The organism is Vibrio sp. Y176 (assembly GCF_033438945.1).
Genome location: NZ_JAWOQS010000003.1, coordinates 426,887 through 441,474, shown reverse-complemented (window position 1 = coordinate 441,474; position 14,588 = coordinate 426,887). Strand labels below are relative to the sequence as shown.

At 44.1% G+C, this 14,588-nt stretch carries 14 protein-coding genes, 1 riboswitch and 1 other annotated feature; of the genes, 11 read left to right on the top strand and 3 right to left on the bottom strand.

Annotated elements, in window-relative coordinates; all coding sequences use genetic code 11:
- Positions 1–23: 23 nt before the first annotated feature.
- Positions 24–293: a hypothetical protein gene (locus R7O13_RS10320; protein WP_005378190.1), complete on the top strand. Its 270-nt coding sequence runs from the start codon at positions 24–26 to the stop codon at positions 291–293.
- A 117-nt stretch (positions 294–410) separates the two neighbouring features.
- Entirely contained in the window at positions 411–1,715 is a 1,305-nt protein-coding gene (locus R7O13_RS10315) for an inosine/guanosine kinase (protein ID WP_005378187.1), read from the top strand.
- 127 nt (positions 1,716–1,842) lie between these two features.
- Here the strand turns inward: R7O13_RS10315 and R7O13_RS10310 are convergent, their stop codons facing one another.
- On the bottom strand, positions 1,843–2,250 hold the full coding sequence (locus tag R7O13_RS10310; RefSeq protein WP_318303769.1) for an H-NS family nucleoid-associated regulatory protein: 408 nt from the start codon (positions 2,248–2,250) through the stop codon (positions 1,843–1,845).
- A 582-nt stretch (positions 2,251–2,832) separates the two neighbouring features.
- Positions 2,833–3,015, top strand: a riboswitch (Lysine riboswitch).
- A 109-nt stretch (positions 3,016–3,124) separates the two neighbouring features.
- On the opposite strand from R7O13_RS10310, the gene tet(35) reads away from it, so the two are divergent.
- Positions 3,125–4,726 carry a tetracycline efflux Na+/H+ antiporter family transporter Tet(35) gene (tet(35), locus tag R7O13_RS10305; RefSeq protein ID WP_318303768.1) on the top strand — a complete coding sequence of 534 codons (1,602 nt, stop codon included), beginning with the start codon at positions 3,125–3,127 and terminating at the stop codon, positions 4,724–4,726.
- Between the two features lie 324 nt (positions 4,727–5,050).
- Here tet(35) and R7O13_RS10300 read toward each other — a convergent pair whose 3' ends face one another.
- Entirely contained in the window at positions 5,051–6,004 is a 954-nt protein-coding gene (locus R7O13_RS10300) for a sigma-54 interaction domain-containing protein (protein ID WP_005388056.1), read from the bottom strand.
- A 369-nt stretch (positions 6,005–6,373) separates the two neighbouring features.
- Positions 6,374–6,511 (top strand) — a sequence feature (His leader region).
- Positions 6,512–6,564: 53 nt separating this feature from the next.
- On the opposite strand from R7O13_RS10300, the gene hisG reads away from it, so the two are divergent.
- From hisG to hisIE, 8 genes are all read left to right on the top strand, one after another.
- Positions 6,565–7,461, top strand: coding sequence for an ATP phosphoribosyltransferase (hisG, locus tag R7O13_RS10295; RefSeq protein ID WP_005378180.1), 897 nt, complete (start codon positions 6,565–6,567; stop codon positions 7,459–7,461).
- A gap of 5 nt (positions 7,462–7,466) precedes the next feature.
- Complete coding sequence (gene hisD, locus R7O13_RS10290) at positions 7,467–8,765, top strand: histidinol dehydrogenase (RefSeq protein ID WP_054575132.1); 1,299 nt, start codon at positions 7,467–7,469, stop codon at positions 8,763–8,765.
- A gap of 12 nt (positions 8,766–8,777) precedes the next feature.
- Positions 8,778–9,818 (top strand): histidinol-phosphate transaminase, encoded by a 1,041-nt coding sequence (gene hisC / locus R7O13_RS10285; RefSeq protein WP_154204696.1) that lies wholly within the window; start codon positions 8,778–8,780, stop codon positions 9,816–9,818.
- Positions 9,819–9,887: 69 nt separating this feature from the next.
- The gene (gene hisB / locus R7O13_RS10280; RefSeq protein WP_005427528.1) at positions 9,888–10,961 is read left to right on the top strand and encodes a bifunctional histidinol-phosphatase/imidazoleglycerol-phosphate dehydratase HisB; all 1,074 of its coding nucleotides are present in this window, start codon (positions 9,888–9,890) and stop codon (positions 10,959–10,961) included.
- 26 nt (positions 10,962–10,987) lie between these two features.
- Positions 10,988–11,602, top strand: a complete 615-nt coding sequence (gene hisH, locus R7O13_RS10275) for an imidazole glycerol phosphate synthase subunit HisH (protein WP_005450758.1) — start codon at positions 10,988–10,990, stop codon at positions 11,600–11,602.
- Between the two features lie 12 nt (positions 11,603–11,614).
- On the top strand, positions 11,615–12,352 hold the full coding sequence (gene hisA, locus R7O13_RS10270; RefSeq protein ID WP_318303762.1) for a 1-(5-phosphoribosyl)-5-[(5-phosphoribosylamino)methylideneamino]imidazole-4-carboxamide isomerase: 738 nt from the start codon (positions 11,615–11,617) through the stop codon (positions 12,350–12,352).
- On the top strand, positions 12,334–13,107 hold the full coding sequence (hisF, locus tag R7O13_RS10265) for an imidazole glycerol phosphate synthase subunit HisF (RefSeq protein ID WP_004749837.1): 774 nt from the start codon (positions 12,334–12,336) through the stop codon (positions 13,105–13,107). The genes hisA and hisF overlap by 19 nt, the downstream gene beginning before the upstream one ends.
- On the top strand, positions 13,104–13,739 hold the full coding sequence (gene hisIE / locus R7O13_RS10260) for a bifunctional phosphoribosyl-AMP cyclohydrolase/phosphoribosyl-ATP diphosphatase HisIE (protein ID WP_005378160.1): 636 nt from the start codon (positions 13,104–13,106) through the stop codon (positions 13,737–13,739). The genes hisF and hisIE overlap by 4 nt, the downstream gene beginning before the upstream one ends.
- A gap of 275 nt (positions 13,740–14,014) precedes the next feature.
- Here the strand turns inward: hisIE and R7O13_RS10255 are convergent, their stop codons facing one another.
- The gene (locus tag R7O13_RS10255; protein ID WP_033905094.1) at positions 14,015–14,530 is read right to left on the bottom strand and encodes a YchJ family protein; all 516 of its coding nucleotides are present in this window, start codon (positions 14,528–14,530) and stop codon (positions 14,015–14,017) included.
- Positions 14,531–14,588 lie beyond the last annotated feature (58 nt).

Below are 14,588 nucleotides of genomic sequence, written 5' to 3'. Positions count from 1 at the left end.
CAAAATCCAAGAGGAAACACCAAATGACAGAAGAAAACCAATTTATGCAAGAAAGTGAGTTGATTGAAATTGTGGAAAATCAGCTCGAAGATGGCAACCCGCTTAAAGTAAAAGAAACCCTTATGCGTTTAATGATGACTGGCACACCACGTGAAGATGCGGTTGCGATGATGGCATGTGCGATGTCAATTGAGATTTTTGATGTAATGAAGAATGAAGGTGAGTTCAACCTAAAGCGTTATAGCGAGCACCTTGAGCAACTACCAGATCTCAGCTTTATGGAAGGTGAATAAGCCACCTAAAAGAAAAAAGTTGTCAGCAAACGTTTGCTATAATCGCTTTTATTGCTGCTTTATTATTAGCGGTATAGAATCCGCTCTCCTTTTCATCCCCTTACTCAGACTGACAATATGAAATTTCCTGGACAACGCAAATCGAAGCACTATTTTCCTGTTCATGCTCGTGACCCGCTGGTGAGCCAAGCACAAGAAAGCAAGAAGATGACGCGCACTCACATCATTGGTATTGACCAAACCTTGGTTGATATTGAAGCAAAAGTTACAACGGATGTGATTGAAAAGTACGGTCTGAGTAAAGGTCACTCTCTGGTTATCGATGACGAAAGAGCAGAAGAGTTATACCAGCAACTGAAAGAAGAGAACTTGATTACCAATGAGTATGCGGGCGGTACAATTGGTAACACGCTACATAACTACTCCGTGCTAGCGGATGACCGCTCCACACTACTTGGAGTGATGAGCCAGGATATTAAGATTGGCAGCTACGGTTACCGTTATCTTTGTAATACATCAAGCCGCATGGATTTGAACTACCTACAAGGTGTAGATGGTGCAATTGGCCGTTGTTTTGCTCTTATCACAGAAGACGGTGAACGTACTTTTGCTATCAGCGAAGGGCAAATGAACCAACTCCATCCTGATAGCATTCCAGAGAAAATCTTTAAAAATGCATCAGCACTTGTACTGACGTCATATCTAGTACGTTGCAAAGACGGCGACCCAATGCCGGAAGCCACAATGAAAGCGATTGAGTACGCGAAAAAGAATGATGTGCCTGTTGTTCTGACTTTAGGCACAAAGTTTGTTATTCAAGATGACCCTAAATATTGGCAAGAATTCATTCGAGATAACGTTTCAGTCGTTGCGATGAATGAAGATGAAGCAGAAGCTCTGACGGGGGAATCTGATCCACTTGCTGCGTCTGATAAAACATTGGAGTGGGCTGATCTAGTATTGTGCACGGCGGGTCCTGTAGGTCTATTTATGGCTGGGTATACGGAAGATAGCGCGAAGCGCGAAACTTCTTTGCCATTACTTCCAGGGTCAATTGCTGAATTTAATCGTTATGAATTCAGTCGTCCGGCGAAAAAAGACTCATGCGAAACGCCAATAAAAGTGTACTCGCATATCTCGCCATATATGGGTGGCCCAGAAAAAATTAAGAATACAAATGGCGCAGGTGATGCTGCGTTATCTGCTGTTCTTCATGATATGGCAGCAAATAAATACCATAAAGAAAATGTGCCTAATTCAAGCAAGCACAGTAACGAGTATTTAACTTACTCTTCTTTTTCTCAAGTCTGCAAATACGCAAACCGTGCTAGCTACGAAGTTCTCGTGCAACATTCACCACGATTGTCGCGCGGACTTCCTGAGCGAGAAGATAGCCTAGAAGAAGCATACTGGGAACGTTAATACGAAGCGGTTTAATTAACGATTCTGTAACTAAAGTAAAAGGCACATTAAGAAATGTGCCTTTTTTATTTGTAATGGTTTAAATAAAAAAGGCTCCCTATGGGAGCCTTTTAAAAATAGCACGGATCTAGATTAGGAACTCATCCAGAGATCTACCTGCATCAAGTTGCTCTTGAATCGCCGAAGGTGTACGACCTTGGCCAGTCCAAGTTTTCTCATTACCGTTTGAATCTGTGTATTTGTATTTAGCAGGGCGAGGTGCGCGCTTCGCTTTGCCTTTCGTCTTAGTTTCGCCAGATAGCGCAGTAATAAGTGCTTCTACATCAATACCGTCTTGAGCGATTTTCTCAGCAATCTCTGCAAGCTTAGCTTCTTGCTCTGCTTGTGCTGCGCGTTCTGCTTCTTCTGCTTCACGACGCTCATCTACGACAGTAGTGAGTTTATCTAGAGCTTCTTCCAATTGTTCTAGAGTCAGCTCACGAGAAAATGCACGAAGGCTACGGATATTTAGAAGGGTTTTAGTCAGCTCTGACATAACGATTCCTATTAAAAGGTTAATGTGTTGGGCACTTTTTATCGTTACGATTAAATAATGCCAATCTATAAATAAACAAAGAGTCCTTATATTTAACTTTATCTTTTCCTTATGTGCAAATGCTAAATCAAGATTTTGTTTAAATTTGACTATTTTTTAAAGCAATTAATATTATTACACTCGAAATAAATCATTATTAGATGAGAACTAAAATCAACAATCATTATTGTATAGAGAGAGTGACAGCTTGGTTTTTTATAAAAAAATTTGAGTTATTACTTAAAAATATGAAGCATCCATCTTTAATGGTGTGTCATATATCCTTAATTTATTGATATAAGATAAACCATGATATTTCTAAGGTAGTAATAATGTTTCATAAATAACATGATTGATGTGATTTCAGTTGCACAAAACTTATGGAAGTAGGCAAGGTTTATAAATTATCTCAGTCATTATTTATTTGTTTAATTTAGTTTGATGTGTTGCATTGACTCTCATCATAAGTACAATGGCTGCCACCTGATGCAATATTGCAGACAATTTGTTGTTAATTTGTACAGTTAGTGGTTAATTGTTTGTTGTTGCCGTAGAGGCGCGGTCTCGAAGAGTAGCTATTATTGGGGTGATGCCAATGAATAATAGTGGAAGGCGAAGATTGCCGAAGTAAGTAACTCATCAAAGTTACTTGCTGGGGTTGTATCTGAAAGGAACAACACTGCCATAGTATATATTCACATTAAACTATGGAGCGCTACTGTAGGGTTGGGTGGAGTGTTCGCTTCCCTGTCGCTAAGTTCAACATGAGCACGTATCGTATGCTACGTGACTTGTCTGCAGTAGATCTCTAGCCAAACTTTGGTTTTTGAAGATCATGAATTTAATAGATTTTTCTAGTTCTCCTGTTTCATTATTGCCACCTATTGTCGCTTTGACTTTGGCGATTTTGACTCGACGTGTATTAGTTTCCTTGGGTGTAGGTATCGTGCTAGGTGCGGTGCTACTTAATAGCTGGTCTATCAGCGACACCGCAGGTTACGTCAGTTCTCAAGTTTCTTCTGTCTTTATTGAAGATGGCGGAATTAACACTTGGAACATGAGCATTGTTGGTTTCCTAATCTTATTAGGTATGACAACAGCTTTATTAACGCTATCTGGCGGTACTCGTGCTTTTGCTGAATGGGCACAATCTCGAGTGAAGAGTAAACGCGGCTCCAAACTTCTTGCCGCCTTTTTAGGCGTATTCATTTTTGTCGATGATTACTTTAATAGCCTTGCTGTTGGTGCGATCTCTCGCCCAGTAACCGATCGCTTTTATGTGTCTCGCGCTAAGCTTGCGTACATTCTAGACTCAACCGCTGCTCCAATGTGTGTAATTATGCCTGCTTCTAGCTGGGGTGCTTACATTATTACTATTATTGGCGGGATCTTAGTCTCACATGGGATCACAGAGTATTCGGCTCTTGGCGCATATGTTCGTCTTATCCCAATGAACTTCTACGCCGTTTTTGCGCTGCTAATGGTGTTCGCTGTTGCGTGGTTTGGTCTTGATATTGGTAAAATGCGTGAGCATGAAATCTCTGCATCGCAAGGTCGTGGCTTTGATAAAGACAAAGAAAATGACTCGCAAGAAGCGCATGACCTAAACGAAGAGCTAGATATCCGTGAAAGTGAAAAGGGTAAAGTGTCAGATTTGATACTTCCTATCGTAACGCTGATTATCGCGACTATCGCTTCAATGCTTTACACGGGTGGCCAAGCATTGGCTGCTGATGGTAAGGAGTTTGCGCTTCTTGGTGCTTTTGAAAATACAGATGTAGGTACATCACTAATCTACGGTAGCTTGCTTGGCTTAGCTGTTGCACTGTTTACTGTTGTGAAGCAAGGTCTACCAATGGCTGAGATCGCACGTACACTTTGGATTGGTGCTAAGTCTATGTTTGGTGCGATTCTAATCTTAGTATTTGCCTGGACCATTGGTTCTGTTATCGGTGATATGAAGACTGGTACTTACCTTTCGACAATAGCGCAGGGAAATATCAACCCTCATTGGCTCCCAGTTATCTTATTCCTGCTGTCTGGCCTGATGGCGTTCTCAACAGGTACTTCATGGGGTACGTTCGGCATCATGCTTCCAATCGCCGGAGACATGGCTGGTGCAACAGACGTAGCGCTAATGCTACCGATGTTGAGTGCGGTTTTAGCTGGTGCGGTATTCGGTGACCATTGTTCACCAATCTCAGATACGACTATCTTGTCATCGACGGGTGCACGTTGTAACCACATTGATCACGTATCAACACAGCTACCTTATGCATTATCAGTCGCGCTTGTTTCATGCGTGGGCTTTATTGCCCTTGGTATGACTGCTTCAATTGCGTTCTCGTTCATTGCAGCGTCGATAACATTCGTTATCGTTTGCGCTATTTTGTCATGGCTTTCAAAGTCTAAAATAGCGTCTTGCCAGAGTGCGTAAGTTGTTTTGAATAGATTCGTTACAGAGGGAAGCTCCGCTAATTTAGCGGAGCTTTTTTTTAACGCGACTTAGGTGAGGGGGGCAATCGCGTTTTTGGGGATAAAAGTCTCGTGTTAAGAGCGAATTGTTTGTGTACCGAGCTCTCCTTGATGGGCTGTAATGGAAAAGCAATCCATCTTCTTCTTAGTTCTAAGCAAAGACTATGCCCATTTTAAGCTTTTGATTTTTAATACAGCAAAATACGCATGGTTGCGATGCAGAGTTAACTAAATGATATCTAAAGAGTTACCTGTTACACAGTGTTACGTTACACCTATACAGTATTTAAACATTTAAGTTGTATTTCTTTATTAATCGATAAAGCGTTGTTCTTGAAATGCCGAGGTGACGTGCAGCCGCACTCATATTGTGTTTATTTTCTTCGATAGCTTGCAGTAGGTAGTCGAGATCAATTTGGTCCACAGAAGGGAGCAATTGCCTCTCATTGTTATCAAGGCCCAAGTCGGCGACGAGAAGCGTGTGATCTTCACACATCACAATTGCTCGTTGGATGACATTACGCAGTTCTCTTACGTTGCCTGGCCAACGATGTTTGAGGAGCTTGGCTTTTACCTTATCAGACATTTTTTGTACCTGACCATGAGACAGATCTGCTAGGAAGTGTTCAGATAAAATAATAATGTCTTTTCCACGCTTTCTCAGTGGAGGGATAGTTAATGGCAATATATTAAGCCGATAGAATAGATCTTCACGAAATCCTCCTTGTACGACTTCATTTTTCAAATCCACGTGGCTTGCTGCAATGACCCTACAGTCCACGTCAATGAATTTATCCGCTCCGACTTTATGGATTTGTTTACTCTCCAAAAAGTGAAGGAGGTGGATTTGTAGGTCTGGTGGCATGTCACCAATTTCATCAAGAAATAGGGTGCCTTTATGTGCCTTTTGAATAAAACCTATACGCTCTGAGATTGCGCCTGTAAATGCTCCTTTTTCGTGGCCGAAAAGCTCGGATGCAATAAGACCACTTGGAATGGCTCCACAGTTGACTTCCACAAAAGGTGCTGAGTGTCTGTTCGACAATTGATGAATAAGGCGAGCGCAAAGACCTTTCCCAACACCAGTTTCACCCTGAATGAGGACTTCAGCATCACATTGAGCGTACTTTTGTATTGCAGTACGAAGTTCTTGGATACAGGCACTATTGCCGATCAACGGGTATAGTGCCGTATCGTCGAAATCTACAGCTTGTTTATTACTACCGTTACGCAGTTTCATTGTTAATCACTATTTTTTGCCCCGCTCTAATAATAGTTTTGAATGACTTGTCTCAAACGTGAGTTGCTGTCTCTTTATTGAGAAGAGTGTCAATTAATGGATTGGGTACGGTCTAAATAGTTGTTTTGGTGAATATTCATACTATTCTTCGCTTTCTTCGTCAGAGTAGAGCTGATTGGAGGTGTTCTTTCTACCAGAGTATTCAATATGGGAAAGAATTTAATTTCATTTAAATCAATGTCTTGTGAAAAATATTTAGAAAATATTCAATTGAGTATTGAAAAATATAGAATCCTTAGTTAGTGTGGTTACTAACAAAGCAACTCAAAAAGAGCCTTAAATAAGTATGCGTAATTTTGTAATGAACATTCATCACCATCATCACCCAATCTAGTCTTTCGGGCGATGTACGCATACCCGGGAGGCAGGAAACTCCCGGAGGTAAAATCAAAGTAAAAGCAGATTTTAAACCCTCGGGAGACTTCAATCTCCCGAGGGTTTTTTAGTTTTATTAGTTTGAAAAATACTTAGATATCAAAATCTTGCATAGGGACAAAGCAATGCAAACACAACGTTTAAGAATCGCAATTCAGAAAAAAGGTCGTCTTAGCAAAGAGAGTCAAGCTCTACTAAAACAGTGCGGCGTAAAGTTCAACGTAATGGGCGAGCGTTTAGTTGTCCATTCTGAAAATATGCCAATTGATTTACTCTTGGTTCGTGACGACGACATCCCAGGTTTAATTATGGATGGCGTGGTTGACCTTGGCTTTATTGGCGAAAATGAGCTAGAAGAAGTTCGCCTTGACCGCAAAGCATTAGGTGAACCCTGCGAGTTTGTTCAGCTTCGTCGACTTGATTTTGGTGGCTGTCGTTTATCTATCGCAATCGACAAGGACGAAGAGTACAACGGTCCACAAGACTTAGCTGGCAAGCGTATTGCTACAACGTATCCTCAACTTCTAAAAGCGTACATGGATGAAGCCGGCGTTCCATTCTCTACATGTATGCTGACAGGCTCTGTAGAAGTTGCGCCTCGCGCGGGTCTCGCTGATGCTATCGCTGATTTGGTTTCTACAGGTGCAACACTGGAAGCGAACGGCCTTAAAGAAGCTGAAATTATCTTCAAATCAAAAGCGACATTGATTCAACGCACAGGTGAGTTCGACGCAGACAAAGTGGCGCTAATCGAAAAGCTGTTAACTCGCATGCAAGGCGTGCAGCAAGCGAAAGAATCTAAGTACATTATGCTTCACGCCCCAGCAGAGAAGTTAGATCAAATTAAAGCACTACTGCCAGGTGCTGAAGACCCAACTGTTCTTCCTCTTTCTGCAGATAAGCAGAAAATGGCTGTTCACTTAGTGAGTTCTGAAAACCTGTTCTGGGAAACAATGGAACAGCTGAAAGAGTTGGGCGCAAGTTCAATTCTCGTTCTACCAATTGAAAAAATGATGGAGTAAGCATCATGAGAACAGTCGTTTGGCAATCATTAAGTGAGAATCAGCAAGACTCTATTTTGGAGCGCCCTGCTATTGCAGAAGGTGCCAATATCACCACTGCTGTGGCCGAAGTTATTGCTAAAGTTCGAGAAGAAGGTGACTCTGCTCTTATTGAGCTGACCGAAAAGTTTGACCGTGTTAAGCCTGAATCCATTCGTGTTTCTTCTCAGGAAATTAAGGCAGCGTCAGAGCGTTTGTCAGAGTCAATGAAGAGCGCATTAGAGCAAGCTTACGCCAATATTTCTAAGTTCCACAAAGCGCAAAAGCCGCAACCGATCAAGGTGGAAACCCAGCCAGGTGTCCTTTGTGAACAAGTAACACGCCCAATTCAAAAAGTGGGTTTGTACATTCCGGGTGGCAGTGCGCCTTTGCCATCGACTGTTTTGATGCTCGGCGTTCCTGCAAAAATTGCAGGTTGTCGTAAAGTCGTTCTTTGTTCTCCACCGCCAATCGCTGATGAGATCCTTTATGTCGCGAAACTGTGTGGCATTGATGAAGTGTACAACGTCGGTGGTGGCCAAGCAGTTGCTGCAATGGCTTATGGCACCGAGACGGTATCGAAAGTAGATAAGATCTTTGGTCCGGGCAACGCTTACGTGACCGAAGCAAAACGACAGGTTAGCAATGATTTCCGCGGTGCTGCGATTGATATGCCAGCAGGGCCATCAGAAGTGTTAGTGATTGCAGATGAAACCGCAGATGCAGACTTTATCGCTGCGGATCTTTTGAGCCAAGCGGAACACGGTCCTGATTCTCAAGTGGTATTGGTGACTCCTTCTCCTGTGATTGCTGATCAAGTGACGGATGCGGTTCAACGTCAGCTTAAGGAGCTATCTCGTGCAGACATCGCAGAAAAGGCTCTGGCATCAAGCTTGATCATTATTTCCGAGTCGATGACGCAGTCAGTTTCTATTTCCAATTACTACGGTCCTGAGCACTTGATTGTTCAGACTAAGAACCCTCGTGAGCTTCTACCTCTACTTGATAATGCAGGCTCTATCTTCCTTGGGGATTGGTCGCCTGAATCTGCGGGAGATTACGCATCGGGGACTAACCACGTCCTTCCTACTTACGGTTACACACGTACTTATTCAAGCTTAGGTTTGGCGGATTTCTCTAAACGAATGACGGTTCAGGAGCTTTCTGCTGATGGTTTAAAGAACCTTGCACCAACGGTAGTCACGATGGCTGAAGCAGAAGGTCTGGACGCTCACAAACGTGCTGTTACTATCCGCGTAGAAAAATTAGCAAGTAAGAAAGAATAAGAGAGTAATGAGATGGAAAAGCTAGCGCGTAAACAAGTCCAACAGCTTACCCCTTATATGTCGGCTCGCCGAATCGGTGGTACGGGTGACGTATGGCTAAATGCCAACGAATCACCATTTAACAATGAATACAAAACAGACTTTGCTCGTCTTAATCGTTACAGCGAATGCCAACCGAAAGAACTGATTTCCGCTTACGCAGCGTATGCGGCTGTGAAACCAGAACAAACACTGACTTCTCGCGGCGCAGACGAAGGTATTGAGTTATTAATTCGTGCATTCTGTGAGCCGGGTGAAGATGCGATTCTTTACTGCCCACCAACTTACGGTATGTACGCCATCAGTGCAGAAACCATCGGTGTAGAGCGCAAAACCGTGCCGCTAACGTCAGATTGGCAACTAGACCTTGCTGGCATCGAAGCTAATCTGGATAACGTGAAGCTGGTTTTTGTATGTTCGCCAAACAACCCAACGGGTAATTTGGTTAAGCGTGAGGACATTGTGTCTCTGCTTGAGATGACAAAAGACCGTGCAATCGTGGTGATGGATGAAGCGTACATTGATTTTTGCCCTGAAGCATCAACGGTAGATTTACTGGCGCAATACCCGAATCTCGCAATTCTGCGCACTCTGTCGAAAGCTTTTGCGCTTGCAGGTCTGCGTTGTGGATTTACGCTTGCGAACGAAGAGCTGATTAATGTACTTCTTAAAGTTATCGCACCATATCCAGTACCGGTGCCAGTAGCAGAAATTGCCACTCAAGCGCTTTCTGAAGCAGGCCTAGCGCGAGCGAAGTTCCAAGTTCTCGATCTGAATGCAAACCGTGCCTACTTGCAAGTTGGTCTTTCAATGATTCCGGGTTTGGAAGTGTTTGAAGGGTGGGGGAACTACCTATTGGTGAAATTCCCAGATGGTGATGGGCTTTTCAAAGCCGCTTGGGAGACGGGAATTATTTTACGCAACTCGCCAATTGAGAACTGCGTACGTATCAGTGTGGGTAACCGTGACGAGTGCGAAAAAACACTTGGATTTATTAGAAACTACTACTCATAAGTAGAGAAAAAATTTATCGCTCTTGCTCAATAGCGGGAGCGCCAAAAGAATAGCAATAAGGAAGTTCGAGTGAGCAAACAACAAAAAATCCTTTTTATCGACCGTGATGGCACCTTAATTGTTGAGCCGCCAGTTGATTTTCAAGTAGACCGTTTAGATAAGCTAAAACTGGAGCCGTTTGTTATCCCAAGCCTGTTGTCGTTGCAGGATGCCGGATACCGCCTAGTGATGGTCACTAACCAAGATGGTTTGGGTACCGACAGCTACCCACAAGCAGACTTTGATGCTCCACACAACATGATGATGGAGATCTTTGAGTCTCAAGGTGTGAAGTTTGACGACGTGCTGATTTGTCCTCACTTTGATGAAGATAACTGCTCTTGCCGTAAGCCTAAATTGGGCTTGGTAAAAGAGTATCTACAAGGTGGCAAAGTTGATTTTCAAAACTCTGTTGTGATTGGTGATCGTCAAACCGATCTTCAACTTGCAGAAAATATGGCAATTCGTGGTATTCAATACAACCCAGAAACCATGGGTTGGAAACAGATCCTGAAAGATCTGACGGTGAAAGCTCGTGTTGCTGAAGTGATTCGTACCACGAAAGAAACGGACATCAAAGTTGCGGTTAATCTTGATGAGCAAGGCGGTAATGACATCTCAACGGGTCTTGGTTTCTTCGACCACATGTTGGATCAAATTGCGACGCACGGTGGATTCCAAATGGTGTGCAAAGTGGAAGGAGACCTTCACATCGATGATCACCACACAGTAGAAGATACCGCTCTTGCCTTGGGTCAGGCGTTGAAAGAAGCGCTGGGTGACAAGCGTGGTATTGGTCGCTTTGGTTTCAGCCTGCCAATGGATGAGTGTTTAGCACAATGTGCGCTAGACCTATCAGGTCGTCCCTACCTTAAGTTCGACGCGCAGTTTAGCCGTGAGCAAGTGGGTGATCTTTCAACAGAGATGGTGGTTCACTTCTTCCGTTCTCTGACTGACACCCTAGCGTGTACGCTGCACCTGTCTTCTGCGGGCAATAATGACCACCACATCATTGAAAGCTTGTTTAAAGCGTTTGGTCGTACTTTACGTCAAGCAATCAAAGTAGAAGGCACTGAGCTACCAAGTAGTAAAGGCGTGCTTTAAGGCTCACGTTAGCAAGGAGAAAAACAGTGACAGAACAGAAAGTTGTCATTATCGATACTGGCTGTGCCAACGTTTCTTCGGTGAAGTTTGCCATCGAACGCCTAGGTTATGACGTAACTATTTCAAAAGATCCACAAGTTGTATTGGCAGCTGACAAGCTATTTCTACCGGGAGTGGGGACTGCCAGTGAAGCGATGAAGAACCTAGAAGAGCGCGATCTTATCAGCTTGGTAAAACAGGTAGAAAAGCCTTTGCTAGGTATCTGTTTAGGCATGCAACTATTGGGCAAAGTGTCTCAAGAGAAAGGGCAGAAAGCAGATGAGTTGGTTGAGTGTCTTGGACTTTGTGATGGCGAAGTGAAGTTGCTACAAACCGGCGATTTACCGCTGCCGCATATGGGGTGGAATACAGTGTCTGCAAAAGCAGGTAACCCACTGTTCAAAGGCATTGAAGAAGGTGAGTACTTCTACTTTGTACACAGCTTTGCAATGCCTGTCGGGGATTACACGATTGCCGAGTGTGAATACGGCAACCCGTTCACAGCAGCAGTACAAAGTGGCAACTACTACGGTGTGCAATTCCACCCTGAGCGTTCTTCAAAAGCGGGCGCGAAGCTTATTCAAAACTTCTTAGAATTATAAAAGGGATTTAGTGTGATTATTCCAGCTCTTGATTTAATTGAAGGACATGTGGTTCGCCTTTATCAAGGTGATTACGGTCAAGTTACCGAGTACAAAGTCGACCCAGCAGAGCAGTTTAATTTGTACCACCAAGCAGGTGCTAACTGGCTACACTTAGTGGATTTAACTGGCGCGAAAGACACGACAGCACGTCAACTTGATTTGATTGCAAAGCTATTAGCAAGTACGCCAGCGAACATCCAAATTGGTGGTGGAGTGCGTACAGAGCAGGACGTGATTGATCTGTTAGAAGCCGGTGCGCAGCGCGTTGTCGTTGGTTCTACAGCGGTAAAACAGCCAGAGCTTGTGAAAGGTTGGATGGAAAAATACGGTGCAGAGAAAATCGTTCTCGCGCTAGACATCAACATCGATCAAGACGGCACACGTAAGGTAGCGATCTCTGGTTGGCAAGAAGATTCAGGCGTGACTATCGAAGCTTTGGTCAACGATTATCTGACGGTAGGTCTACAGCATGTGCTTTGCACGGACATTTCTCGTGACGGTACGCTAGAAGGCTCAAACGTAGAGCTTTACGTTGACCTATGCAAACAGTACCCACAAGTGCAGTTTCAATCTTCAGGTGGCATTGGCTCATTAGCAGATATCGAAGCGCTAAAAGGCAGCGGTGTGGCTGGCGTGATTGTTGGTCGTGCGCTGTTAGATGGTAAGTTCACAGCAGAGGAGGCGTTTGCATGTTGGCAAAGCGAATAATTCCATGTCTTGATGTACGTGATGGACAAGTGGTCAAGGGCGTCCAGTTCCGTAACCATGAAATCATTGGCGACATCGTTCCTCTGGCACAGCGTTATGCGGAAGAGGGCGCTGACGAGCTCGTGTTCTACGATATTACCGCTTCAAGTGATGGTCGTGTCGTCGATAAAAGTTGGGTCGCTCGCGTTGCAGAAGTTATTGATATTCCTTTCTGTGTGGCTGGTGGTATTAAATCAGCGGAAGACGCAGCGCGCATTCTTGAGTTTGGTGCAGACAAAGTGTCTATCAACTCACCTGCATTGGCGAACCCTCAGTTGATTACTGACCTTGCTGATAAGTTTGGTGTGCAATGTATCGTCGTTGGTATCGATTCATACTACGACAAAGAGACGGGCAAGTATCAGGTTTACCAGTTTACTGGTGATGAAGAACGCACCAAAGCGACCCAATGGGAAACGCGTGATTGGGTGCAAGAAGTACAAAAACGCGGCGCTGGTGAAATCGTACTGAACATGATGAACCAAGACGGTGTGCGTAACGGCTACGATATCGAACAACTGAATATGGTGCGCGAAGTATGTAATGTACCGCTGATTGCATCGGGTGGCGCGGGTGCTATGGAGCACTTTGCGGAAGCATACCAAAAAGCCAATGTGGATGGCGCGCTTGCCGCATCGGTATTCCACAAACAAGTCATCAATATTGGTGAACTAAAGCAGTATTTGAAACAACAAGGCATTGAGGTACGACTATGAGTGTGAAAGCCGCCGAAGTAAGTTCGCTAGTTGAGCGAATCAACTGGGAAAAGGTGGATGGTCTGGTACCTGCTATCGTACAAGATTTCCAATCAAGCCAAGTGCTGATGATGGGTTATATGAACCAAGATGCGTTGGCAAAAACGGGCGAAACAGGTCAAGTGACGTTTTTCTCTCGTACCAAGCAGCGTCTTTGGACGAAAGGTGAGACTTCTGGCAACGTATTGCAATTGGTGAACATGCAGCTCGATTGCGATAACGATACGCTGCTGGTGAAAGTGAATCCCATTGGTCCTACGTGTCACTTGGGTAACACAACTTGCTGGGATGTGGACCCTCAAGAGGAGTCACAAATGGTGTGGCTTCATCAACTTGAGCAGCTATTGGCTGCCCGCAAGAGTGCCGACCCAGATTCCTCTTATACTGCCAGTCTTTATGCCCGTGGCACCAAGCGTATTTCGCAAAAAGTGGGCGAAGAAGGCGTTGAAGTCGCGCTTGCGGCGACGTCGGGCGATAAGGCGGAGTTAGTGTGTGAATCTGCAGATTTGATTTATCACTTAATGGTATTGCTTCAAGACCAAGGCTTATCGATGAATGACGTAGTGAACAAACTGAAAGAGCGTCATAAGTAAGCTTGCGATAAGTGAAAGCCCCTATGCTCTCGAGCCTAGGGGCTTTTTACTTTAGTGTTCTTGATTCGGGGCAAAAACCGGCAACAGTGCTGGTGGCGATTAGATTCTGAATCACGCTCGTCCCTCGCTGTTCAGAATGACGGTATATTTTCTAATGGTACTTGCAGTAGAGTTATTTACTTCAAATAGGTACATATATTAACGTCACTCCAACGAACCTAGGCGAAGTCAAGAATCCAATTAAATCGAGCTCAATAAGCTAGGAGTGGATGATCTTACCCACAACACTTCTTAAATTTCTTACCGCTTCCACAGATACACGGGTCGTTACGACCTACTTTTAGGCTACTCACTGGTTGGTTTAGGCGAGGATCTTGTTCTGGTTCTTCTTCTAGCTCTTCTTCTGGAAACGTGCCGTCAATGTAGTACCAAAGCCCATTTTCTTTTACAAAGCGAGAACGCTCTGTCATGCAGTAGCGTTTGCCGTCTTCATCAAAATAAGCGCTAAACTCTACAAAGCCTTCATTGTCATTACTGCCAGCTTCTGTTTTTACAACTTCAAGTTTGCACCAATCGCTGTCGATAGATTGGGCAATGTCTTCACGTTGCTCTTCTGCATTACAGCTTGGGTGGTACGTGTTCACCACGTAATCGACTAGACCTAACACATGCGCACTGTAACGAGAGCGCATTAACTGCTCTGGAGTGGTGACGTCAGCGTGGTTATTGTGGGCAATTTCACAACACTGTTGGTAGGTGCGGTTAGATCCGCAAGGGCAAGAAGAAGCCATAAAATGAAATCTCGATTAATTAAGCGGTAAAAACAAACAACCTCACAATTGCGAGGCT